This is a genomic window from Streptomyces sp. ActVer, from assembly GCF_027270795.1.
Classification (GTDB): domain Bacteria; phylum Actinomycetota; class Actinomycetes; order Streptomycetales; family Streptomycetaceae; genus Streptomyces; species Streptomyces umbrinus_A.
This window is the reverse complement of the sequence record NZ_JAPWHT010000124.1, coordinates 1-23819: the sequence shown is the minus strand read 5'-3', so window position 1 is coordinate 23819 and position 23819 is coordinate 1. Positions and strand designations below refer to the sequence as shown.

At 70.4% G+C, this 23819-nt stretch carries 20 protein-coding genes and 2 pseudogenes; 9 read left to right on the top strand and 13 right to left on the bottom strand.

Features of this window, described 5'->3' with window-relative positions; genetic code table 11:
• The 3 genes from O3Q52_RS21490 to O3Q52_RS21480 form a co-directional block, all read left to right on the top strand.
• A partial coding sequence (locus O3Q52_RS21490) for a DUF1996 domain-containing protein (RefSeq protein ID WP_269650404.1) occupies positions 1-929 on the top strand: 929 nt, incomplete at its 5' end.
• Positions 930-1104: 175 nt separating this feature from the next.
• Complete coding sequence (locus O3Q52_RS21485) at positions 1105-1680, top strand: FABP family protein (RefSeq protein WP_269650403.1); 576 nt, start codon at positions 1105-1107, stop codon at positions 1678-1680.
• A 50-nt stretch (positions 1681-1730) separates the two neighbouring features.
• On the top strand, positions 1731-2396 hold the full coding sequence (locus tag O3Q52_RS21480) for an SDR family NAD(P)-dependent oxidoreductase (protein ID WP_269650402.1): 666 nt from the start codon (positions 1731-1733) through the stop codon (positions 2394-2396).
• Between the two features lie 81 nt (positions 2397-2477).
• Here O3Q52_RS21480 and O3Q52_RS21475 read toward each other — a convergent pair whose 3' ends face one another.
• Together O3Q52_RS21475 and O3Q52_RS21470 are read right to left on the bottom strand one after the other, a co-directional pair.
• Entirely contained in the window at positions 2478-2870 is a 393-nt protein-coding gene (locus tag O3Q52_RS21475) for a DUF2255 family protein (protein ID WP_269650401.1), read from the bottom strand.
• Positions 2871-2887: 17 nt separating this feature from the next.
• Positions 2888-3109, bottom strand: coding sequence for a hypothetical protein (locus tag O3Q52_RS21470; protein WP_269650400.1), 222 nt, complete (start codon positions 3107-3109; stop codon positions 2888-2890).
• Between the two features lie 116 nt (positions 3110-3225).
• Here O3Q52_RS21470 and O3Q52_RS21465 point away from each other — a divergent pair, with 116 nt between their 5' ends.
• Positions 3226-5013 carry an FAD-binding dehydrogenase gene (locus O3Q52_RS21465; protein WP_269650399.1) on the top strand — a complete coding sequence of 596 codons (1788 nt, stop codon included), beginning with the start codon at positions 3226-3228 and terminating at the stop codon, positions 5011-5013.
• Positions 5014-5070: 57 nt separating this feature from the next.
• Here O3Q52_RS21465 and O3Q52_RS21460 read toward each other — a convergent pair whose 3' ends face one another.
• Positions 5071-5286 (bottom strand): tautomerase family protein, encoded by a 216-nt coding sequence (locus tag O3Q52_RS21460; protein WP_055616568.1) that lies wholly within the window; start codon positions 5284-5286, stop codon positions 5071-5073.
• A 68-nt stretch (positions 5287-5354) separates the two neighbouring features.
• Positions 5355-6101 (bottom strand): SDR family oxidoreductase, encoded by a 747-nt coding sequence (locus tag O3Q52_RS21455; protein WP_269650398.1) that lies wholly within the window; start codon positions 6099-6101, stop codon positions 5355-5357.
• Positions 6102-6278: 177 nt separating this feature from the next.
• Here O3Q52_RS21455 and O3Q52_RS21450 point away from each other — a divergent pair, with 177 nt between their 5' ends.
• Positions 6279-7139 carry a helix-turn-helix transcriptional regulator gene (locus O3Q52_RS21450; RefSeq protein WP_269650397.1) on the top strand — a complete coding sequence of 287 codons (861 nt, stop codon included), beginning with the start codon at positions 6279-6281 and terminating at the stop codon, positions 7137-7139.
• Positions 7140-7245: 106 nt separating this feature from the next.
• Entirely contained in the window at positions 7246-9399 is a 2154-nt protein-coding gene (locus O3Q52_RS21445; RefSeq protein ID WP_269650396.1) for an ATP-binding protein, read from the top strand.
• A 108-nt stretch (positions 9400-9507) separates the two neighbouring features.
• On the opposite strand, the gene O3Q52_RS21440 is transcribed toward O3Q52_RS21445, so the two are convergent.
• Together O3Q52_RS21440 and O3Q52_RS21435 are read right to left on the bottom strand one after the other, a co-directional pair.
• Positions 9508-10422 (bottom strand): squalene/phytoene synthase family protein, encoded by a 915-nt coding sequence (locus O3Q52_RS21440; protein WP_269650395.1) that lies wholly within the window; start codon positions 10420-10422, stop codon positions 9508-9510.
• 74 nt (positions 10423-10496) lie between these two features.
• Positions 10497-11411 (bottom strand): lytic polysaccharide monooxygenase, encoded by a 915-nt coding sequence (locus O3Q52_RS21435; protein ID WP_269650394.1) that lies wholly within the window; start codon positions 11409-11411, stop codon positions 10497-10499.
• 138 nt (positions 11412-11549) lie between these two features.
• On the opposite strand from O3Q52_RS21435, the pseudogene O3Q52_RS21430 reads away from it, so the two are divergent.
• Positions 11550-11729 (top strand): annotated as a pseudogene (locus O3Q52_RS21430) (ABC transporter permease); the annotation flags it as partial.
• A gap of 73 nt (positions 11730-11802) precedes the next feature.
• Positions 11803-12621: a hypothetical protein gene (locus tag O3Q52_RS21425; RefSeq protein ID WP_269650393.1), complete on the top strand. Its 819-nt coding sequence runs from the start codon at positions 11803-11805 to the stop codon at positions 12619-12621.
• 46 nt (positions 12622-12667) lie between these two features.
• Here O3Q52_RS21425 and O3Q52_RS21420 read toward each other — a convergent pair.
• From O3Q52_RS21420 to rhaI, 7 genes and pseudogenes are all read right to left on the bottom strand, one after another.
• A pseudogene (locus O3Q52_RS21420) lies at positions 12668-13882 on the bottom strand (ABC transporter ATP-binding protein).
• 22 nt (positions 13883-13904) lie between these two features.
• Positions 13905-14552 (bottom strand): lactate utilization protein C, encoded by a 648-nt coding sequence (locus tag O3Q52_RS21415; RefSeq protein ID WP_269650392.1) that lies wholly within the window; start codon positions 14550-14552, stop codon positions 13905-13907.
• Positions 14549-16006, bottom strand: coding sequence for a LutB/LldF family L-lactate oxidation iron-sulfur protein (locus O3Q52_RS21410; RefSeq protein WP_269650405.1), 1458 nt, complete (start codon positions 16004-16006; stop codon positions 14549-14551). The genes O3Q52_RS21415 and O3Q52_RS21410 overlap by 4 nt, the downstream gene beginning before the upstream one ends.
• A 52-nt stretch (positions 16007-16058) precedes the next feature.
• A complete protein-coding gene (locus tag O3Q52_RS21405; RefSeq protein WP_189844225.1) occupies positions 16059-16814 on the bottom strand; it encodes a (Fe-S)-binding protein in 756 nt (251 codons plus the stop codon).
• Between the two features lie 227 nt (positions 16815-17041).
• Complete coding sequence (locus O3Q52_RS21400; protein ID WP_269650391.1) at positions 17042-18481, bottom strand: rhamnulokinase family protein; 1440 nt, start codon at positions 18479-18481, stop codon at positions 17042-17044.
• Positions 18482-18524: 43 nt separating this feature from the next.
• Positions 18525-20564: a bifunctional aldolase/short-chain dehydrogenase gene (locus O3Q52_RS21395; protein WP_269650390.1), complete on the bottom strand. Its 2040-nt coding sequence runs from the start codon at positions 20562-20564 to the stop codon at positions 18525-18527.
• 162 nt (positions 20565-20726) lie between these two features.
• Positions 20727-21896: an L-rhamnose isomerase gene (gene rhaI / locus O3Q52_RS21390; protein WP_269650389.1), complete on the bottom strand. Its 1170-nt coding sequence runs from the start codon at positions 21894-21896 to the stop codon at positions 20727-20729.
• 307 nt (positions 21897-22203) lie between these two features.
• On the opposite strand from rhaI, the gene O3Q52_RS21385 reads away from it, so the two are divergent.
• Positions 22204-23718 (top strand): sugar ABC transporter ATP-binding protein, encoded by a 1515-nt coding sequence (locus O3Q52_RS21385; RefSeq protein ID WP_269650388.1) that lies wholly within the window; start codon positions 22204-22206, stop codon positions 23716-23718.
• The last annotated feature ends 101 nt before the right edge of the window (positions 23719-23819 follow it).

Below are 23819 nucleotides of genomic sequence, written 5' to 3'. Positions count from 1 at the left end.
ACGGGATCGAGGCGACCCGGCTCATCGCCGCCGACTTCGTGGACATCACCAAGGTCAAGCCCAACGTGAGCACAGTGCGCAAGTCGTCGAAGGCGTCCAAGGGCACCTTCGTCACCAAGTGCGGGGTGAACGCCAACAAGCTGTACAACAGCGACAACGTCATCGTCGCGCCCGGTGTCACCAACGGCGCACACCACAAGCACGACTACGTCGGCAACCAGGACAACAACGCCTTCACCACCGACGAGGACTTCGCCAGGGCCGACACCAGCTGCAAGAACAAGGGCGACAAGTCCTCCTACTACTGGCCGGTGCTGCGCCTGCAGGACGGCACCAAGGAGTTCGACGCCGACCAGCAGGGCGGCGGGGCCGAAGGCAACACCGGCCGTATCCTGACGGCCAAGCAGGCCACGCTGGACTTCGTGGGCAGCCCGCGCGGCAAGGTGGTGGCGATGCCCAAGTTCCTGCGCATCATCACCGGTGACGCCAAGGCGTTCACGAACGGCCCGGCCAACGCCAACGCCTCCTGGAGTTGCACGGGCTTCGAGAACAAGGTGCAACTGAAGGACAAGTTCCCCCTCTGCCCGTCGGGCAGGGACGTGGTGCGCACCTTCAAGTTCCAGAGCTGCTGGGACGGCTCCAACATCGACAGCGCCAACCACCGTACGCACGTGGCCTTCGCCGACGCCAAGGGCAACTGCCCGAGCGGCTTCAAGGCCATTCCGCAGCTGGTGCAGCGTCTGGTGTACGACGTGGACGCGCCCAGCCTGAAGGACAACGGGAAGACCCGTCCGTTCTTCGCCGTGGACAGCTTCCCCGAGCAGGCGCACAAGCCGGTCACCGACCACGGTGACTTCATCAACGTGTTCGACCAGAAGGTGACGAACAAGATGGTCCAGTGCATCAACTCCGGACGCAGGTGCAGCTGAGTCCGAACAGCGGGTCTAGTTAGCTAGTCAGCTGTACAGGGGTGGGCGTCGTGCGAACGGCGCCCACCCCGGCGCGTTTACGGCGCCACCCCACCGCTTTCGGGGCGCAGGGTGGGTCGACCGCCTAGGCTTCCGGTCGGCACCGGAACCGGCACAGACCCCAGGAGTGCACACCGTGTTCGACCCCGCACCTGAGCACCCGTACCCCGACGGCCACCACCCGGACGGGGCGCCGACGCCGCACGCACTGCTCGAACCCGTCCTCGGCCTCCTGGGTTCCTGGCACGGCCGGGGCAAGGGCGAGTACCCGACGCTCTCCGGGGACTTCACCTACGCGCAGGAGGTGACCTTCAGTCATGACGGCCGCCCCTTCCTGCGTTACGAGGCCAGGGCCTGGCTGCTCGACGCCGATGAGGCTCCGCTGCGTCCGTCGGCCAGGGAGAGCGGCTGGTGGCGGCTGCAGCCCGACGGCCGGGTGGAGGCACTGATCACCCAGCCCACCGGCATCGCCGAGATCATGGTCGGCCGCGCGGCCGACAGGACGGTCGACCTCTCCACCCACCAGGTGGCTCTCGCCCCCACCGCCAAGAAGGTTGACGCCACCCGCCGCCGCTACACCCTGACCGACGACGACACGCTCACGTTCGACCACGACCTGGAGGCGGTCGGCCAGCCCATGCAACACCACCTCTCGGCGCTGCTGCACCGCAAGGCCGACGACGGCTCCGGCCGACGGTTCGCAGGGCGTTGAGCAGGAGTGACGTCCCCACGCCGAACCGAACCCGGAGATCGAGGAAGACCATGACCAGCATCGCCATCATCGGAGCCGGACCCGGACTGGGGGCGGCCGTCGCGCGGCGCTTCGGGCGTGAGGGCTTCGACGTCGCGCTCATCGCCCGCGACCACGAGCGGACGAACGCCCTCGCCACCGAGCTGGGCCGCGAGGGCGTCACGGCCCGGGGCTTCGCCGCCGACGTACGGGACCCGAAGGCCCTTGCCGCCGCCCTCGACGCGGCGAACGCGACTCTGGGGCCGGTCGAGGTCCTGCAGTACAGCCCGGTCCCGCAACGGGACTTCATGCTGCCCGTTCTGGAAACCACCCACGCCGACCTCACCGGCCCGGTCGAGTTCTCCGTCTACGGGCCCGTCGTCGCCGTACAGCAGGTGCTCCCCGGCATGCGCGCCCTGGGCCGCGGCACCGTCCTCTTCGTCAACGGCGGCACCGCGGTCGTCCCCCACCCCGACCGCGCCGGCACGTCCATCGCCTTCGCCGCGGAGAGCGCGTACGGCCATCTGCTGCACGACGCGCTCGGCGGCGAGGGCATCCATGTCGCCCAGCTGATCGTCCCCGGCGCGATCATCGCCGGACACCACCGGAAGGACCCGGCCGTGCTCGCGGACACCTTGTGGGGGATCCACCAGGAGCGGCACGGGTTCCGGCACTACGCCGACGACCTCGACTCCTGACTGACGGCCGGTCGGTGACCCGGGCGGCGTAGCCCGTGGCTCAGGCGGTCGACTCCGTGGCCTGGACGGTGGACTCCGTAGCTAGGCGGCGGACTCCGCCGGGCGGGGGACGAGCCGCATCGTGGTGGAGTTCGCCTCGGGGCCGGTGATGGCCTTGATGATGTTCGCGGCGTAGTGGTCGTACTTGGCGCGGTAGGCCGCGTCGACCTCGTCGTTGAGGGCGGGATCGGCGTCGACGAAGGTCACGTCCTTGTCCACGCCACCGGCCTGGATACGGCCCTGCAGCCGGGCACGGGTGCCCCGGTACCAGGCGGCCGTCGGCCCGTTGACGGACCGTACGCAGATGTCGTCGCCGACGCGGACGACCCAGATGGTCCGCCAGCTGCCCGGCGATCCGTCGCGCCGCAGGGAGACGACACGCAGCTCCTCGGCGTTCTCGATCCGGGCGAGTTCGTCATTCGGCCAAGTCGTCATCGACGGTCTCCTTGTCGCTACCGGTGTGCCGCCTTCGGAACCAGACTCACCGCCGCGCTCGGCACCGGCAACAGCACGGCGCTCAATGGGCTGACGGCGGGCCGGCGGGCGTCGCGGATACCGAGGGTGATCCCGCGGGCGAGGCGCTGTTCGCCCTGGTCGGCGAGCGGGGCGGGCGCCCGCGGGCGGAGGCAGACGGTCGGGTGCGGCCAACGTCCATGACTCCGGGGGGAGTTCACGCCGCACCACTCTGGCGCGCGTGCGATCACTTGGGCTACCGTCGGTAACACCTTGCCGTCGCAGCGGCATCTCTGGCGTCTCCCGCCCCCTCCGCACCTCCTCCGGAAGGCACCCCATGGAGAATTCAGCAGCCACGGCTGCCATCACGCGCCGCCGTGCCCTGACGGTGGCGGGCGGCACGCTCGCCGGCGCCGCCCTGGCCCAGTCGGCCGGATCCGCCTTCGCCGCCTCGGCGCCGGACGCGGACGCGATCGTCGTCGGCGGCGGGCTCGCCGGGCTGGTCGCCACGGCGGAGCTTGCCGCGGCGGGCCGCAAGGTACTGCTCCTGGACCAGGAACCGGAGACGAACCTCGGCGGCCAGGCGTTCTGGTCCTTCGGCGGTCTGTTCCTCGTCAACTCCGACGAGCAGAGACTCATGGGAATCAAGGACACCCAGGAGCTGGCCTGGCAGGACTGGCTGGGCACGGCCAGCTTCGACCGCGGCATCACCGACCCGAAGGGCCAGGACCACTGGGCCTACAAGTGGGCCGAGGCGTACGTCGACTTCGCCTCCGGTGAGAAGCGCTCCTGGCTCGCCGGCCTCGGGGTGCAGTGGTTCCCGATCGTCGGCTGGGCCGAGCGCGGCGGCGGCCTCGCGGACGGACACGGCAACTCCGTGCCCCGCTTCCACGTCACCTGGGGCACGGGACCGGCGGTCGTCGAGCCGTTCGAGAAGAAGGTGCGCGCCGCGGTCGAGGACAACAAGGTGTCCTTCAAGTTCCGGCACCGCGTCGACGGGCTCGTGACCACGGGCGGCGCCGTCACCGGCGTACGCGGCGCGATCCTGGAGCCGAGCAGCGCCGCCCGCGGCAAGCCCAGCTCCCGCACGGTCGTCGGCGAGTTCGAGCTGCGCGCCCCGGTCGTGATCGTCACCTCCGGCGGCATCGGCGCCAACCACGATCTCGTACGCCAGAACTGGCCGGCCCGTCTCGGCACCCCGCCGAAGACCATGATCACCGGCGTGCCCGCCCACGTGGACGGCCGCATGCTCGCGATCACCGAGAAGGCGGGCGGCCGGATCGTCAACCCGGACCGCATGTGGCACTACACCGAGGGCCTCAGGAACTACGACCCGATCTGGCCGGGCCACGGCATCCGCATCCTGCCGGGCCCGTCGTCCATGTGGTTCGACGCCACCGGCAAGCGCTTCAGCGCACCGGACATGCCCGGCTACGACACCCTTCACACGCTCAAGTCGATCACTGACACCGGGTACGACTACTCCTGGTTCGTGACCACCCAGAAGATCATCGCCAAGGAGTTCGCGCTCTCCGGCTCCGAGCAGAACCCGGACCTCACCGAGAAGAACATCTGGATGCTCCTCTCGCGCATCTGGCAGACCCCGGAGCCGATCGAGAAGTTCAAGAAGAACGGCGTGGACTTCGTCGTCGCCACGACACTGTCCGAACTCGTCCGCGGCATGAACAAGTTGACCGGGGACGGCCTGATCGACCTGAACGACCTCCAGCGGCAGATCGACGCGCGCGACCGGGAGATGGACAACCCCTACTCCAAGGACGCCCAGGTCATGGGCATCCGCAACGCCCTCTCCTACCCGGGGGACACCCTCAGCCGCACGGCCGCCGCCCACAAGATCATGGACAGCGGTGCCGGACCGCTGATCGCCGTGCGCCTCAACATCCTCACCCGCAAGACCCTCGGCGGCCTCCAGACCGACCTCTCCGGTCGCGTCCTGAACGCGGCCGGCGAAGCCGTACCCGGTCTGTACGCGGCCGGAGAGGTGTCGGGATTCGGCGGAGGCGGCGTCCACGGATACCGCTCCCTGGAGGGCACGTTCCTCGGCGGCTGCCTGTTCTCCGGCCGCACGGCGGGACGGGCCGCGGCAGCGGCGACCGGGTCCTGAGACTCACCTCGACGCGGTGCCGACGTGGTGCCGAGTGATGTGGTGCCGGCGTGGAGATCAGTCCCGCGCCGGTGCCTGAAGCTTCGCGAGCGTCAGTACCTCGCCGCCGATTCCCCATCCGCCGTCGGTGACCTCCTCGACCAGTACGAGGGTGGTGGCGCGGGCGCGTTCACCGTAGATCTCGACGTAGAGCTCGGTGGTGCGGGTGATGATCTGCTCCTTCTGCTTCTCGGTGAGGGTGTCGGCGGGCACCTTGAAGTTCGCGAACGGCATGTTCGTTCTCATTCCTGTGATTGCTGATGGGTGGTGGCTGTTACCTGTGGTGCCGGGATGGGCGGCCGTCAGACGATGCCGCCGTTGGCCCGGACGACCTGTCCGTTGATCCAGTGGCCGGCCGGGGAGGCGAGGAACGCGACGGTCTCGGCGATGTCGGCAGGGGTGCCGAGGCGTTCCAGCGGAGGCTGTGCGGCCAGCCGGGCGATGGTCTCCTCGTCCTTGCCGTCGAGGAACAGATCGGTCGCGGTGGGGCCGGGGGCGACGGCGTTCACCGTCACGTCCCGGCCGCGCAGTTCGCGGGCGAGGATCATCGTCAGCGCCTCCACCGCCCCCTTGCTCGCGCTGTAGGCCCCGTACGTGGGAAACGCGAGACCGACGACGGACGTGGAGAAGGTGATGATCGTGCCGCCCGGCCGGATCCGCCGGGCGGCCTGCTGGGCGACGACGAACGTGCCGCGGATGTTGGTGCGGTGCAGCGCGTCCAGATCGGCCAGGTCCAGGTCGACGACGGCCGCCGTGTGGGCCCGGCCCGCCGCGTGGACGACCACGTCGACTCCGCCGTACGTGGACTCGGCCAGGTCGAACAGCGCGGACATGTCGTTCTCGTCGGCGACGTCACCGCGCACGGCTATGGCCCGGCCGCCGGCCGCGGTGACCTCCTTGACCGCGGCTTCGGCGAGGTCCGCGTTGCCCGAGTAGCCGGACACGACCGCGAACCCGTCGGAGGCCAGACGGGCCACGGTCCGGCGGCCGATTCCGCGTGAGCCGCCGGTGACGACGGCGACGCGGGGGTGGGCATTCGGAATGGGCATGATGGCGATGGCTCCTTGCTGAGGTGTCTGCGGTATCGGTGAGCGCTGTTCCGCGACTTTCTCCACGGGCGCCCCGAGATCCACCATCGGCTGCTCTTCCCGCGTTAACCAGGGCTGTCTCCACCCTGGGGTCGGCATCCCCTGGCTCCGGATACGCGCGCGAGTGAGGATGTGGGGGTGACCTTTCCCGAACTGGCGGCATTCCTGAAGTCCCGGCGCAACCGTGTGAAGCCGGGTGATGTGGGGCTGCCGGTCGGCCCGCGCAGGCGTGTACCGGGGCTGCGCCGGGAGGAGGTCGCCCAACTGGCCGGCCTGTCGGCGGACTACTACACCGAACTGGAGCAGGGGCGCGGCGCTCAGCCCTCGGAGCAGACCCTGGCCGCTCTCGCCCGCGCTCTGCGGCTGGCCGGCGACGAGCGCGACCACCTCTACCATCTCGCGGACCGACGGGTGCCCCCGGCCGCGCACGGCCCGGCCGCCCATGTCCAGCCGGCGCTCCTCCGCCTCCTCGACCAGCTCACCGGTACGCCCGCGCAGGTCATCACCGACCTCCACGAGACGCTTGTCCAGAACGAGGCGGCGGCTGCCCTGATCGGCCGCCCTCCGGCCGTCCGCGGACCGGCGGCCAGCTTCGTCTTCCGCTGGTTCACCGACCCCGAGGCCCGCTCCATCTATCCGGTCCCCGACCATCCGCGCCAGTCCCGGGCCTTCGTGGCGGACCTGCAGGTGGTCGCCGCCCGACGGGGTCGCGATGCCGAGGTGACCCGGATGATCCGCGAACTACGCCGTCGCAGTACGGAGTTCACGGAGCTGTGGGACACCCACGACGTGGGCCTGCGCAGGAACGACCACAAACGCATCGTCCACCCCGGCCTCGGCGTCATCGAGGTCGAGTGCCTCACCCTCTTCAGCGAGGACGGCCGCCAGCGCCTCCTCTGGTTCACGGCCCCGCCCGGCAGCCGCGCCGCCGAGCAACTGCGGCTCCTGTCCGTCATCGGCACCCAGGACATGACTGAGCCGACCCCTCTCCGGCCGTGAACCAAACTCACGGCGACGCGCGCCAACCCTTCAACTGCCTTGCGGCGAACGACGTAATGTGACCCGTCATGAAGGATTCGGTTCGGTTCATGAGGGGCTCAGGGGTATGGGGGACGGCGGCTCGTTAGGCGACCTCGTGGTCGCGGCGCGGGACCGGGCGTTCGTCGGGCGGGCGGCGGAACGGGCGATGTTCCGGTCCGCGTTGGCGGGGGACCCCCACGGTTCTCCGGTGCTGTATCTGCACGGGCCCGGTGGAATCGGCAAGTCCACGCTGCTCAGGCGGCTCGCGCTGGAGGCGCGGGAGGCGGGACGGCTGGTCGTCGAGGTCGACGGCCGTACGGTTCAGGCGACGCCCGACGACTTCGAGCAGGCCGCCGGAAAGGCGATCGGCGAGCCCGGGTCGGTGCTCCTGGTCGACGCCTTCGAGCACTGTCAGGGCCTGGAGCACTGGTTGTGGGAGCACTTCCTGCCGCGGCTGCCGCTGGGCACGGTCGCGGTGGTCGCCGGGCGCTCGGCCCCCGATCCGCGCTGGGTCGCCGACCCGGGATGGGCCGACCTGATGCACGTCGTGCCGCTGCGGAACCTGGCCCGGGGCGACGCCGCCACCTTCCTGCGGGTACGCGGCGTCCCGGACGGGGCACACCACGCGCTGCTGTCCTTCACCGGCGGCAATCCGCTGGCCCTGTCCCTGGCCGCCGCGGTCGTCGTGCGGCAGGACGCGGACGGTACGGCCAGGGCGGCCGACTGGGCGCCCGGCCGGGACGTGATCGCGACGCTGCTGCCACGACTCGTGGGCGATCCGCCGAGCCCCGCACACCGCACCGCGCTGGAGGTCTGCGCCCAGGCCGACGTCACCTCCGAGGCCCTCCTGCGGGCGATGATGGGCGAGCGCGCCCCCGAACTGTTCGCCTGGCTGCGCACCCAGCCCTTCATCGAATCCACCCCGGCGGGGCTCTTCCCGCACGACGTGGTGCGCGAGGTACTGGCAGCCGACCTGCGCTGGCGCGACCCGGACGGATTCGCCGCCCTGCGCCGACGGATGTACGAGTATCTGCTCGGCCGCGTCCGGGAGGCGTCCGCCGCGCAGATACTCCCGGCGATGCAGGCGCTCGTGTACCTGCACCGGACCCTCGGCCATCTCGCGCATGCCTTCGACTGGCACTCCCACGGCCTGGTGCGGGAACTCCCGTGCACTCCCGCCGACGAGAAACGCGTGGTGGAACTGGTCCACGAGGCGGAGGGCCCCGAGTCCGCCGCGCTCGCCCGGTTCTGGCTGGACCGGCAGCCCGAAGCGTTCGTCGTGTACCGGTCGACCGGCACCGATGACATCGTTGCCCTCTCCGCCTGGCTGCGACTCGCCGAGCCGGAGGGGGAGGACGTCGATCCGGTGGTGGCCGCCGCCTGGGCCCATGTGCGTACGGCCCGGCCGCTGCGAGCGGGGGAGCGCGTCACCGTCGCGCGTTTTCATGTCAACCCGCAGGCGTACCAGCGGCCTTCGGCGTCCATGAACCTGATCCAGTGGCGCGTGATCGGGGAGATCGTCCGGTCCGACGACCTCGCGTGGTCGTTCGTCGTGATGCGGGACGACGGCTTCTGGAACGACTATCTCGAACGCAGCGACATGCTGCCGACCGCCGCCAGACCCGTGGTCGGCGACCACGGATACCGTCTGTTCGCCCACGACTGGCGTACCCGGCCCGCCCTGGCGTGGATGGTCGAGAAGAACAAGGCCCTGCTGGCCGGTGCGGGCATCGATGTCGGCACCGGCACCCATCTGGTCGACGCCACCTGTGAGTTGGCTCCTTCGGCCTCGGGCGGAACTCCGCGGGAAGAGACCGACCACGTCGTGCTGTCCCGGCGGGAGTTCGACACCGCGGTACGGGACGCCCTGCGCGCGCTGTGGTGGCCCAACGAGCTCGCGGCCAACCCCCTCAGCCGCAGCCGCCTCGTCGCGGCGCACGGCCAGAGCCTCCACGACGTCCTGCTGTGCGCCATCGACACCGTGCTGGCAGAGCGCGGCGGGGAGAAACGACACCGCGTCGTCACGACCACGTACAGCAAGGCCGCGCCCACCCAGGAGGCGGTGGCCAGACGTCTCGGGATGTCCTTCAGTACCTACCGGCGGCATCTGACGGCCGCGGTGAAGCGCGTCAGCGATGTGCTGTGGAGTCATGAACTGAGCGGGGAACCGATGGTGCCCGCCGACCGGGACGTGACGCCGGACCAGCGGGACGGCCGGCCGTTCGACGGCCCGGGCTGATGGACAGCACATGGGCATCAGCGCCTGGTCCGGCGAGATCAACAGGGTGCGCCCGCCGGCCCGTTGACGCTCCGCCTGCGCGCCCGCGGGCGGCTCGCCTCGGCCGCCTCACCCGGTGGCGCGGACCGCCCGCCGTGCCGGACGCCCCGCCAGCAGTCGAAGGCACGCCACCGGACGGTCCCGTACCGGACGACGGGCCACGGAAGCCCCGCGGGCGGTCACCGACGCCAGTCGCTGGTGGTGCAGGTCCAGGATGAAACGCATCAGCCGCCGGTGCTCCTCGGAGCAGTGCTCCAGGAGCACCGTGGCCTCGTGGAGTGTGGCGCGCGCCGCCTCGACGGTGGCCGCGACCAGCGTGCGGACCCCGGGCAGGTCGCGCCCCTTCTCGAGGTCGGCGCGCGTGATGCCGTGCCGGTCGAGATCGCTGAGGGGCAGATACAGCCGCCCCTCGCGCAGGTCCTCGGACAGGTCGGTGAGGATGTCCGTGCGCTGGGCGGCGTCGGCGAACAGCCGGCAGGAGGCGGCGAACTCGGCGCTCCCGCCCCCGAGATGGGCCAGCCCCGACGTGATCATCAGGAACGGCCAGGTGAGCTGTTCCACATAGCGCTGGTAGTCGGCCTCGGTCTCGAACCCGGAGAAGTCGAGGTCGATCCGCGCACCCTCCAGGTACGAGTCGACCCAGCGGCGCGGCAGTTCACGCTCCGCCGCGGTGTGCAGGAACGCCCGCAGGAGGGGATGCGCGGCGCGGCCCGTACTCAGAGCCGTACGCACCTGCTCGGCCCACGCGTCATAGTGCCGTGTGCGTTCCTGGACCGTCCCCCGGTCGCAGACGTCGTCGGTGAACGCCGCGAAGGCGTACCCGGCCAGCACATGGGGCTGATGGGAGGCGGGCACCAGCAGGCGCACCGCCAGATAGCCGGCCGGCTCCCGCCGCTGCATGAAACGCGCGACCTTCATGTAGTCGTCACGCAGAGCCCCCTGGTGCGCTCCTGCCGATTCCAGACAACTCCGCCAGGTCCGCACGTACGTCTCCCACGCGATGGTTCCTTTTTATAACTAAAGAACGCGCAGGCTATCAGTCACGCTTTTCGAGCTTTTCACCGGCGGCGGCGCAGGGTGAACGCCGCGCCCGCCGTGATCAGCAGTCCGGCCGCACCGCCCGCGACGAGAGGCAGGGCCAGGGCCTGGCTGTCGTCGTCGGAGTCGGGCGAGGAGACCGCCTCGCCGGCCGCGTCGGTCACGGTGACCGACGGTTCCACGGGGGCGCTGGTGGCCTCGGCCGGGGACTCCGAGGGCGTGGGAGTGGCCGCGGCCTTGGTGGGGGCGGCCTTCGTCGGTGTCGGCGCGGGCTTCTCCGTCGCGGACCCGCCGGCCCCGGCGCCCGCATTCTCCTTCGCCGCGGGGAAGACCACGTCCGAACACGAGTAGTACGTGTCCGGCGTGCTCGTGTTCTGCCAGATCGTGTAGAGCAGATGGCGTCCGGTGCGGTCGGACGGCAGCTTGGCCTTGATCCGGTAGGCGCCGTTCACGAGTGCCGGGTCGGTGGCCGCGGCGAAGGGCTGCGACGGCAGATCGGACCAGGTGAGGGGCTTCGTCGGGTCGTAGCCCTCCTTGGTCAGGAACAGCTTGAACGAGCCCGTGTGCGGAATCGTCGACCGGTAGGTGAGCGTCATGTTCGCCCCGCCGGTCAGTCTGGTCGACGGCCAGTCGGCGCGGGCCAGGTCGAGGCCCCGGTAGGCGGCGATGCCCCCGCTGCACAGTTTGCCGTCGGGGACGACCTGGCGGTCCCGGCCGTTGACGCCCGCGAGGCGCAGATTGTCGAAGGCCGCGATCCCGGAGGAGACGGCCGCCCGGCACGCCGCCGACTGCGACTGCTGCCCGCCGGGGGAACAGGCCAACACCCGGCTCACGGGGTCCGTCGGCGCACCGTGCGCGGCGGCGGGCCCGGCGGCCCACACCGCGAGCAGGAGCGGGGCCGTCCCGAGGAGGGCGGCGGTGCGGTGTGCGGTCATGGGTCGGGTCCTCCTAGCACGGCAGACGGGTCGGGCCCGCTGCCCCTGAAGTACGGGGATCACACGAAGCCCGTTCAACGCCCGCCGTACGGGCGATCACTACGCGCCACCCCGCGCCCGCCCGTCTGAAATGGAGCCGTGACCGCGCCCCCGGACGACTGCCTCGCGCGCAACGAGTGGATCTGCGGTGAATACCTCAGCACCCGCCGCGACATCCTCCTCGACGCGGTCGGGCAGCACATCCAACTGACGGCGCTCTCCGTCCTCATCGGGCTGGCCCTCGCCGTGCCGCTGGCCGTGCTGGCGCGCCGCTGGGGCTAGCCGCCGGAACTGGCGGGAGAGAGCGTGGGAGACGATCGAGGGGGCGGGCACCGATCTCGATCCGCAGGGGTTGACGGACCTGGTGGAGCCCGAACTGCGGGACGCGTACGTGCGGTTCGGCAGGTCCTTTCCCGCGGAGCAGTTGCAGCTGCAGTCGCTCTGCGGCGAGGCGCAGCGCGCCTTCGAGGAGAAGACCAGGCAGTCGCTGCGCACCACGGTTCAGCGCGTGCTGAGAAACGTCCTGCGTGATCAGCGGCTGGGAGACCGGCAGCCCGACGAGCATCTGGCCGCCTATCTGGAACGGGAGATCCTGCGTATCCGGGTCCGCCTCGACCAGGACGGCGAACTGGCCGTCAACCGCCGTCTCAACAGCGGGTTCGCGCTGGGGATGGTCCTGCTGATCGTGCCGTTGCTGGTGGGGGAGAAGCTGCTCGGCCTCTGTGACGTCTCGCTGAAGTGCACCGACCGATGGAGCCTGCTGGGCGCGCTCGTGTGCGGGGGAGCGGGAGCGTTCGGGGCGGTGCTCAGCGTCCTGACACGGCTGCGCAACAGCGGCGACCAGCTGATGCGCCGACCGGCCAACGGGTCGAGGGAAGCGGTCCCAGCCGGCCAGCAGGCCCGCACCATGCGGCGTGGCGGGGTCCACCGGGTCTTCCTCGGCTGGCTGCTCGCGATCGCCGTCTATCTGCTGCTCGGCAGCGGTCTCGTCACCGTGATCGAGGTACCCGCCGGCATCACCGACGTCTGTGCCTCGGAGGGACGCGCGGACTCGGCGGGCACCGCCTTCTGGGGGTTCTGGGGCGCCATCGGCTTCCTGGCCGGGTTCAACGAGCGGTGGGCGTACGGACTGGTCGGGCGAGGGGCGACCTCGCGCAGGGGCAGCGGTTAGGCGCCGGCTCAAGAGGAGCGGCCGGGCGCCCGTCCAAGGGCAGCGGCTAGGCGTCCGCCCCCGAGTCGAACTCCACCTGACCCCGCGCCACGCCCCGGGCGTCCGCGTCCACCGACCTTCGCAGCGCCTCGTGCAGCTTCGCGGGAGTCAGTACGCCGAGGAACCGCGCGCCCTCCAGCACCGCCACCCACCCGGCGTCGTGCTGGAGCATCACACCGAAGGCCTGCTTCAGCGGGGCGCCCACCGGCACCCAGGAGTTCGTCCGGTGGGCGAGGCCGCCGACCATGCCGCCCGCGGCGAGTTCGTCGACGCCGACCCAGCCGTGCAGTTCGTCGCCGGAGTCCAGGACGACGGCCCAGCGGGCGCACTCCGCGTTCAGCCGGGCGGCGGCCCGCTCGGCCGGCTCGTCGAGGCGCGCGACCGGCGGCTGCTCCAGGTCGTCGGGCTCGATCTCGGTGACCGACAGCCGCTTCAGAGCCCGGTCGGCGCCCACGAACTCGGCCACGTACGGAGTCGCCGGGGTGCCCAGCACCGCCCCGGGCGTGTCGAACTGCTCGATGCGCCCCTGCCCGTACACCGCGATGCGGTCGCCGAGCCGGACGGCCTCCTCGATGTCGTGCGTGACCAGCAGCACCGTCTTGCGCACCGCGGCCTGCGTGCGCAGGAACTCGTCCTGCAACTGCTCGCGCACCACGGGGTCGACCGCGCCTGGGGGCACCTCCCACGCCCGTTCAGGGCAGTGGGGGAGGCTCGTCCATCAGCAGCACTGGGGGTCCCCCCGGCCGAAGGCTGGGGGAGTGTCGGCGGCGAGGGCCCGCGCCACGCCGACACGCTGGCGCCGACCGCCCGAGAGCTGGTCCGGATAGCGCGAGCCGAACGTCTTCGGGTCCAGACCGACCAGGTCGAGCAGCTCGGCGGCCCGCGCCCGGGCCTTCGCCTTCTTCCAGCCCACGAGTGTCGGCACGGTCGCCGTGTTGTCGAGGACCGTGCGGTGCGGGAAGAGGCCCACCTGCTGGATGACGTATCCGATCCGGCGCCTGAGCTCCACGGGGTCCACCGCCGCGATGTCCTAGCCGTTTACGAGGATCCGGCCGGACGCCGGCTCGATGAGGCGGTTCACCATCATCATGGTCGTCGTCCTGCCGCAGCCGGACGGGCCCACGAGCGTGACGAGTTCGCCCTCGGACACCTCGAACGAGAGGCCGTCCACGGCCGTCGTGCCGTCCGGATAGCGCTTGGTGACCTGTTCGAACCGGATCACGACCTCGCGCTAACCGCGTCCGTCACTCTCCGCTCACCAGCACCACCTCAAGGGTGCGCGGACCGTGCACCCCCTCGACCCGGTCGAGTTCGATGTCACTCGTGGCGGACGGCCCGGCGATCCAGGTCAGCGGACGGGCCGGGTCGAGGCGCTCAAGACCCTGGGGCACGGAGGACACGACCTGGTCCGGGACGCGTACGACACAGATGTGGTGGTCCGGGACCAGGGTGATCCGGCGGCGGCCCTGGTCCGGGCCGCCGTCCAGGACGATGGTGCCTGTCTCGGCGATCGCGACCGCGCACGCGGTGACCACACTGTCCACGCGGTCCAGTTCGGCCGGGGTGCTGTCGAGCCGGTCCGGAACCCGCGTCACGCCGGTGGCCGCGAGCCACTCCGGGTCCAGGCCCGTCGGCACGACGACCGACGTCGACCCCCGCTCGGCCAGCAGCCCGGCGATCGTCGCCGCCAGCTCATCGGCCGCACAGCGGTGCACCTGCGCCTGGTAGTCGGCCAGGTTCTCCGCCAGCAGATCCACCGTCTGCTCGACACTCCGGTCCCCGTGCTCGCGCAGATACCCGCGCTCGAAGGCCTGGTCGTACGGCGTGTCGTCCCGTGGCACGTCCGCCAGCGCGCGCCGCACCCGGGCCAGGATCAGGTCCCTGCTGCTCACTTCGACGTGTCCTTTCCGCCATGCGTCCGCTGCCACCAGTCGCGGAACGGCTCCGCGGGAACCGTCGGCAGTGCCCGGGTCTCGCTCCACGCCTTGCCGGGACCGGGCAGCGTCCGCGGATGGAAGCGGCGGGTCCGGGAAGCGAACCGCTGGCCGGTGCGCAGCGCGCCCGGGTGACCGAAGGCCCACCGCGCCGCACGCATCGCCGCCCGCTCGGCGGCATGCCCCTTCGCGGGCTTGAGTACGACCTTGGCGCCGTCCCGGGTCACGACACCGCCCTCGACGACCCGCTCCCGAAGATGTACCAGCACCTCCGGGATGTCGATGGCCACCGGGCAGACGTCGTAGCAGGCACCGCACAGTGAGGAGGCGTACGGGAGGGAGGCGTTGATCTCGCTCTGGGTGCCCCGGAGCTGGGGGCTGAGGATCGCGCCGATCGGGCCCGGGTAGACCGAGCCGTACGCGTGGCCGCCCGCCCGCTCGTACACCGGGCATACGTTGAGGCACGCCGAGCAGCGGATGCAGCGCAGGGCCTGGCGGCCGACCTCGTCGGCGAGCGTGTCGGTACGGCCGTTGTCGATGAGGACCAGATGGAAGGTCCCCGGACCGTCCTCGTCCGTCGTGCCCGTCCAGGTGGAGGTGTACGGGTTCATGCGCTCGGCCGTGGAAGAGCGGGGGAGCGTCTGGAGGAAGACCTCCAGATCCTGCCAGGTCGGCACGATCTTCTCGATGCCGACGACCGAGATCAGCGTCTCGGGGAGGGTCAGGCACATCCGGCCGTTGCCCTCGGACTCCACGACGACCAGTGTGCCGGTCTCGGCGACCATGAAGTTGGCGCCGGAGACACCGACCTTGGCGCGCAGGAACTTCTCGCGCAGGTGCACGCGCGCGGCCTCCGCCAGTTCGGCGGGTGTGTCGGTCAGGCCCTCGGGCGCCGGGCGGCCCCACTCGCTCATCTCGCGGGCGAAGATGTCACGGATCTCGCCGCGGTTGCGGTGGATGGCCGGCACGAGGATGTGGGAGGGCCGGTCCTTGCCCAACTGCACGATCAGCTCGGCGAGATCGGTCTCGTAGGCGTTGATGCCCTCGGCTTCCAGGGCTTCGTTGAGACCGATCTCCTGCGTGGCCATCGACTTGACCTTGACGACCTCGCTCTCACCCGTCGCCTTGACGAGGTACGTGACGATCCGGTTGGCCTCGTCCGCGTCGGCGGCCCAGTGCACGGTGCCGCCGGCCGCCGTGACCGACTCCTCCAACTGCACCAGATACCGGTCGAGATGACGGAGTGTGTGGTCCTTGATCTGCTTGCCGGCCTCGCGCAGCTCGGCCCAGTCGGAGACCTCCGCGACCGCGTTCGCGCGCTTGGCGCGGATGGTGTGGGTGGCGTGGCGCAGATTGCCGCGCAGGGTCTGGTTGTGGACGGCCTCGTGCGCGGCCTTCGGGAAGGACGGCATCCCGACGAAAGTCCCACCGCTCATGCGCTCGGCTCCTCTCCGCTGGTGTGGTTCATGTCAGCGGTTCCTCTTCCGTGCTCGCCAGGATCTCCGCGATGTGCACCGGACGCATGTCCGTCCTGAGCCGGGTCATGGTGCCGCCGATGTGCATGAGGCAGGAGTTGTCGGCGGCGCACAGCACGTCGGCGCCCGTCGACTCGGCGTTGCGCACCTTGTCGGCACCCATCGCCGCCGATACATCGGAGTTCTTGACGGCGAACGTGCCGCCGAAGCCACAGCATTCGTCCGCGCCGGGCAGCTCTTTGAGCTCAAGTCCCTTGACGGACTGGAGCAGTCGGCGCGGCCGGTCGCCGAGCCCGAGGCTCCGCAGCCCGTGACAGGTGGGGTGGTACGTGACGGTGTGCGGGTAGTACGCGCCCACGTCCGTCACCCCGAGCACGTCCACCAGGAACTCGGTGAGCTCGTACGTCTTCGGTACGACCGGTGCGAGCGTCGCCGCGAGGGTGTCCCCGCGGCCCTCGGCGCGCGCCCGCTCGCCCATCCGCGGATACAGCTCCCGCACCATCGCGCCGCACGAACCGGACGGGGTCACGATCGCTTCGTACCCACCGAAAACATCGGAGAAATGCCGGGCCATCGGCTCGGCCTGGTGACGGTACCCGGTGTTGTAGTGCGCCTGCCCGCAGCACGTCTGCGCCATCGGGAAGTCGACGTCCACGCCCAGCCTGGTCAGCAGTTTCACCACGGCGCGGCCGGTGTCCGGGTAGAGCGTGTCGTTGACACAGGTCAGGAACAGAGCGACACGCATCGCGGCTCCTTGGGGTCGGTCATCGGATGAGTGCACAGTACGCGGCGCTGGCTTCGCTGGGAATGAGGTTGCCCTCCGCGCGGGGTGCCGTTTCCGGTCCGCCGGTTCCTGGAAGCGCCGTTCGGGTCCACAGGTCGTTCGTGGCTGGGCGCGCCCACGCGGCAGAGCCGCAAATCGATACAGTCCCGCGCCCCTTTGGGGTGTCTGTGCTGGGGCGGGGATACAGGTCATCTGCCTGTGAGGCGAGTCTCGGCGGCCTGCCATGCCGACGTGATGCCCCGGGGTTCGTAGCGGGTCAACTGCTGCGTGCGTGCCAGTAGTTCGCGCATCGACGTGCGGTCGCCGACCAGGCCGTGGGTTCGGGCCTGTACGAGGACGTTGCCCAGGGCCGCCGCCTCCGCGGGGCCCGACACGACCGGGAGGCCGCAGGCGTCGGCGGTCAGCTGGCAGAGGAGGGCGTTGCGGGTGCCGCCGCCGACGATGTGGACGACGTCGACCGGGTGGTCGGCCAGTTCCTGGGCCTGGGCGATCGCCCGGCGGTGGGCCAGGGCGAGCGAGTCGAGGATGCAGCGAGTGATCTCGGCGGGCGACTCGGGCACGGGCTGCCCCGACTCCCGGCAGGCATCGGCGATCCGGGCCGGCATCCGCCCCGGAGCCAGGAAGGCGGCGTCCCCCGAGTCCACGACGGACCGCAGCGCCGGTACCTCGGCGGCGGCCGACAGGAGGTCTCCCAGGTCGGGGTCCCCCCATTCCCGTACGCACTCCTGGAGCAGCCAGAGCCCCATGATGTTCCGCAGGTAGCGGACCGTGCCGTCCAGGCCCAGTTCGTTGGTGAAGTTGGCCGCGCGGCTCGCCTCGGTGAGGACCGGCGCCTCCAGCTCAAGGCCCGCCAGGGACCAGGTGCCGGTGCAGATGTAGGCGAAGCGCTCGCTGCCCACCGCCGGGACGGCGGCCACCGCGGAGGCGGTGTCGTGCGAGCCGACCGTCGTCACCGGCACCGGACCGGTCAGCCCGGTCTCGTCCAGCACGCTCTGCCGGAGCAGCCCCGCCGGATCCCCTGGCCGCCGCAGCGGTGCGAACAGCGTCAGGTCGATGCCGAGGCGCTCCGCGAGGTCGTACGACCAGTCGCGGGTCCGCGGGTCGATCAGCTGGGTCGTGGACGCGTTGGTGAGTTCCGTGCCGGGCTCGCCCGTGAGCCAGTACGTCAGCAGGTCGGGGATGAGCAACAGGCGGCTCGCGTAAGCCAGTTGGGACGACGAGCGGGCGGCCACCAGTTGGTACAGGGTGTTGAAGGGTGCGTACTGGAGCCCGGTCGCCGCGTACAGCTCGGCGGCGGGCACGGTCGCCCACACCTTCTCCGCGACGCCCTGGGTGCGAGTGTCGCGGTAGTGCACGGGGTTGCCGAGGAGCGCCCCGTCGGCGTCGAGCAGGCCGTGGTCCACGGCCCAGCTGTCGATGCCGACGGAGTCGACCTGCCCTGCCGCGCGCAGTCCGTCGAGGACGCCCGCGTACAGCGCCAGGATGTCCCAGCGCAGCCCTTCGGGCGTCCGCACCGGCCGGTTCGGGAAGCGGTGCGCCTCCGTCAGCTCCAGCGTGTCGGGGCCCACGCGGCCGACCATGACGCGCCCGCTGGACGCGCCGAGGTCGACCGCGGCGTACGACTTCACAGCCGCCTCCTGAGTTTCACTGTCGCTTCCTGAGTCACGTGCGTCACCGGAGGAACGCGGCGGCCACACCGGCGTCGACCGGGACGTGCAGACCGGTGGTGTGCGTGAGGTCGCCGCCCGTCAGGGCGAAGACGGCGTTCGCGACGTGCTCGGGCAGCACCTCGCGCTTGAGGATGGTCCGCTGGGCGTAGAACTCGCCGAGCTTCTCCTCCTCGATGCCGTACGTGGCCGCGCGCTGAGCACCCCAGCCGCCCGCGAAGATCCCGGAGCCGCGCACGACCCCGTCGGGGTTGATGCCGTTGACCCGGATCCCGTGCTCGCCCAACTCGGCGGCCAGCAGCCGCACTTGATGGGCCTGGTCGGCCTTGGTGGCCGAGTACGCGATGTTGTTCGGACCTGCGAAGACGGCGTTCTTGGACGCGATGTAGATGACATCCCCGCCGAGCCCCTGCGCGATCATCACGCGGGCCGCCTCGCGCGAGACGAGGAAGGAGCCGCGGGCCATGATGTCGTGCTGGAGGTCCCAGTCCTTCGCCGTGGTCTCCAGGAGCGGCTTGGAGATGGAGATGCCGGCGTTGTTCACGACCAGGTCGACACCGCCGAAGGCGAGCACCGCCGCCTTGAAGGCCTCGGCGATCTGCTCCTCGGAGGTCACGTCGACGGTGACGGCGACGGCCTTGTCGGGCCCGCCGAGCGCGGTGGCGACGTCGGCCGCGTTCTCCGCGTTCAGGTCCGCGATCACCACGCACGCGCCCTCGGCGACCAGCCGCTCGGCGATCGCCTTGCCGATACCGCTGCCCGCACCCGTCACCAGCGCCACCCGCGTGGCCAGCGGCTTCGGCTTGGGCATCCGCTGGAGCTTGGCCTCCTCAAGAGCCCAGTACTCGATGCGGAACTTCTCCGACTCCTCGATCGGCGCGTACGTGGAGACGGCCTCGGCCCCGCGCATCACGTTGATCGCGTTGACGTAGAACTCGCCGGCCACGCGCGCGGTCTGCTTGTCCTTGCCGAAGCTGAACATGCCGACCCCGGGGATGAGGACGATCGCCGGATCGGCGCCGCGCATCGCGGGGGAGTCGGGCAGCGCATGCCGCTGGTAGTAGGCGGCGTACTCCTCGCGGTACTCGGCGTGCAGCTCCTTCAGCCGGGCGATCGCCTCGTCCGGTTCGACGGTCGGCGGCAGATCGAGGACGAGCGGCCTGACCTTCGTACGGAGGAAGTGGTCGGGGCAGGAGGTGCCGAGCGCGGCGAGCCGCGGGTGCTCGGCGCTCGCCAGGAAGTCGAGCACGACCTCGGAGTCGGTGAAGTGACCGACCTGGGGACGGTCCTGCGAGGTGAGCGACCGGATCACGGGCGCAAGGGCGGCGGCCCGCTCCCGGCGCTCGACGCCACCGAGAGCCGCGTACCCCTCGACGACCGGCCCGAAGGGCTCGTCCTTCCCGCGCTCGGCGAGGAACGTCTCGGCGGTACGGATGATGTGCAGCGAGTTCCGCTCGCACTCCTCGGCCGTGTCGCCCCAGGCGGTGATGCCGTGCCCGCCCAGAACGCAGCCGATGGCCTGCGGGTTCGCCTCCTTGACGGCTGCGATGTCAAGACCGAGCTGGAATCCGGGCCGACGCCACGGCACCCACACCACGCTGTCCCCGAAACACTCGGCGGTCAGCTTCTCCCCGTCGGCCGCGCAGGCGAGCGCGATCCCGGAGTCGGGATGCAGATGATCCACATGCGCCGCGTCCACCAGCCCGTGCATGGCCGTGTCGATCGACGGAGCCGCCCCGCCCTTCCCGTGGAGGCAGTAGTCGAACGCGGCCACCATCTCGTCCTCGCGCTCGACCCCCGGATACACGTCCTTGAGCGCCAGCAGCCGGTCGATCCGCAACACCGCGAGCCCGGATTCGGTGAGGGTCCCCAGGTCACCCCCCGACCCCTTGACCCACATCAGCTCGACGTCCCCACCGGTCACAGGATCGGTGTCGGTGCCCTTCGCGGACGTGTTCCCGCCCGCATAGTTCGTGTTCCGCGGATCAGAGCCAAGCCGATTGGACCGGGCCAGCAGAGCAGCGGCTTCGGGATGGGGTGCCATGTTCCTAGTCCTTAGAAGAGTGTGTGTACGTGTGCTCGCGCCCCGTAGGGGGCGTGCCCCTTCAGGGGCGCGGGGAACTGCGCGATCAGCCGAAGACGAGCCGCAGTCAGCCACCGACCTGCAGTCCTACGGCGAGTGGACCGGTCAAGCCCAGTGCAACGGCTACGCTCCCCACCCCGCCTGCTGCCCACCAACCCGCTCCGCAGCGATCTTCTCCGCCCACCCGGACCGCCGATACGCCGCGATCGGGTCCGCGTCCAACCCCAGCTCCTCACGAACCTCCGCCACCAACGGCCGCACATCCGTGTTGTACGCGTCCATGACGACAGCGTTCGCAGCCAGCACATCCCCCGAACGCTGGGCGACGACAAGAGCCTCGCGGTCCACCAGGAGCGCCTTCGCCGTGGCCTCCTGCACATTCATCACCGACCGAATGATCGCCGGGATCTTCGCCTCGATGTTGTGGCACTGGTCGAGCATGAAGGCCACATCCGGACTGAACCCACCCCCGCGAATCACCTCGTACATGATCCGGAACAGCTGGAAGGGATCGGCGGCCCCGACCATCAGGTCGTCATCGGCGTAGAACCGCGAGTTGAAGTCGAACGCCCCGAGCTTCCCCTCGCGCAGCAGCGTCGCGACGATGAACTCGATGTTGGTTCCGGGGGCGTGGTGCCCGGTGTCGACGACGACCTGTGCCTTGGGCCCGAGCTTCAGACAGTGGGCGTAGGCCGTGCCCCAGTCCGGCACGTCCGTCGTATAGAAGGCGGGCTCGAAGAACTTGTACTCCAGCAGCATCCGCTGGTCGTCGCCGAGCCGCTCGTACACCCGGGCGAGCCCCTCGGCGAGCCGGTCCTGGCGCTCGCGGATGTCGTCCTGGCCGGGATAGTTCGTACCGTCCGCGAACCACAGCTTCAGGTCCTTCGAACCCGTGGCGTCCATGATGTCGACGCACTCCAGCAGGTGGTCGAGCGCCTTGCGGCGGACCGCCGCGTCCGGGTGGCAGATGCTGCCCAGCTTGTAGTCGTCGTCCTGGAAGGTGTTGGAGTTGATCGCGCCGAGCTTCAGGCCGCGCTCCTCGGCGTGCTTCGCCAGCTCTGCGTATGTATGGGAGCCCTCGACCTTGTCCCACGGAATGTGCAGCGCCACGGTCGGCGCGGCGCCCGTGAACTCGTGCACCTTCGCGGCGTCGTCCAGCTTTTCGAAAGGATCGCGCGGGACTCCTGGCTGCGCGAACACCTTGAAGCGGGTTCCCGAGTTCCCGTACGCCCATGACGGCGTCTCTACTGCCTGGGTCTTGAGGGCGGCCTTCACCGCGGCAAGCTCGGTCACTTCAGGGCTCCTGTGACTTCGGTTGTGGCTTCGGGTCCGAAGGGCTTCAGCGCGGCTTCCGCACGACGTGCAGCGCAGGGTTCACTCTGAAACGATTCAGAACGCTGAAGCTATGAGCAGCCCGAATGGCTGTCAACCCCTCCGACGAATACGTCTCTCCGTGACTCGGTTGTGACCTTTGGCTATCGAAAATTTCGGCCTTTACCCATTGACGTGACCTGGGCTACCTGCCTAACGTCCCGGCAACCTAGTTGAAACCTTTCACGACGTCGTGAGGCCGCATCGCCCGCGTCGTTGAGGAGCCCTCATGACCCACCGGTCCGACGCGGGTCCGGCCCCCGTGCTGGCGCTCAAGGACATCTCGAAGTCCTTCGGCGCCGTACGCGCCCTGCGGGACGTGTCCCTCGAACTCTTCCCCGGCGAAGTGCACGCACTCGCCGGAGAGAACGGCGCGGGCAAGTCGACCCTCATCAAGACGCTCGCCGGCGTGCACCGACCGGACGCCGGTCAGGTGCTCCTGGACGGCGAGCCCACCGTCTTCCACGGTCCCGCCGACGCCCGCGACGCGGGTATCGCGGTGATCTACCAGGAGCCCACGCTCTTCCCCGACCTGTCGATCGCCGAGAACATCTTCATGGGCCGCCAGCCGCGGCGTGCGCTCGGCCGGATCGACCACAAGGCCACGCACGCGTCGACCCTGGCCCTGATGAAGCGCCTCGGCGTCGAGCTCGACCCCGACCGCCCGGCCCGCGGCCTGTCCATCGCCGACCAGCAGATCGTCGAAATAGCCAAGGCGCTCTCCTTCGACGCCCGCGTCCTGATCATGGACGAGCCGACCGCCGCCCTCACCGGCAGCGAGGTGGCCCGTCTATTCGGTGTCGTGCGCACGCTGCGCGAGCAGGGCTCGGCCGTGCTGTTCATCTCGCACCGCCTGGAGGAGATCTTCCAGATCTGCCGGCAGGTGACGACCCTGCGCGACGGCGCCCTGATCTCCAGCGAGCCGATCGACGGCATGACCGAGGACGACCTCGTACGCCGCATGGTCGGCCGCGATCTCGACGAGCTCTACCCCAAGCAGGACGTCCGGGCGGGCGAAGTCGCCCTGAGCGTACGGCGGCTGACCCGCGAGGGCGTCTTCACCGATGTCTCCTTCGACGTCCGCCGCGGCGAGATCGTCGGCCTCGCCGGACTCGTCGGCGCCGGGCGCACAGAGGTCGCCCGGGCCGTCTTCGGCGTCGACCGCTGGGATGCCGGAGAGGTCGAGATCGACGGCAGGAAGCTGACCAACGGGGCGCCCTCCACGGCCATGGCCGCCGGGCTCGCCCTCGTCCCCGAGGACCGCCGCGCTCAGGGCCTGGTGATGGACATGTCCATCGAGCGCAACATCGGCCTCACCGGCCTGCGTACGACCGTCAGGGCCGGTCTGATGGACCCGCGCGCCGAGCGCAGCCGCTCCCTCGACTGGGCCGTCAAGCTCCAGGTCAAGTACGCGCGGATCGCCGACACCGTCAACACCCTGTCGGGCGGCAACCAGCAGAAGGTCGTCCTCGCCAAGTGGCTCGCCACCGGCCCGAAGGTACTGATCGTCGACGAGCCGACCCGTGGCATCGACGTCGGTACGAAGGCCGAAGTGCACCGGCTGCTCAGCCAGTTGGCCGCCGACGGGGTCGCCGTCCTGATGATCTCCTCCGACCTGCCCGAGATCCTCGGCATGGCCGACCGGGTCCTCGTGATGCACGAGGGCCGGCTCACCGCCGAGATCCCACGCACCGACGCCACCGAGGAAACCGTGATGGCCGCAGCCACCGGGAGGGCGGCGTGAGCGACGCACGCATCAGAATCTCCTGCGCGCAGCGTAGTCCGTTGAGGGTGGCGGTGGGAGACAGGCGGGACGCCGGGCCGCAGACGAACACGATGGCCGCA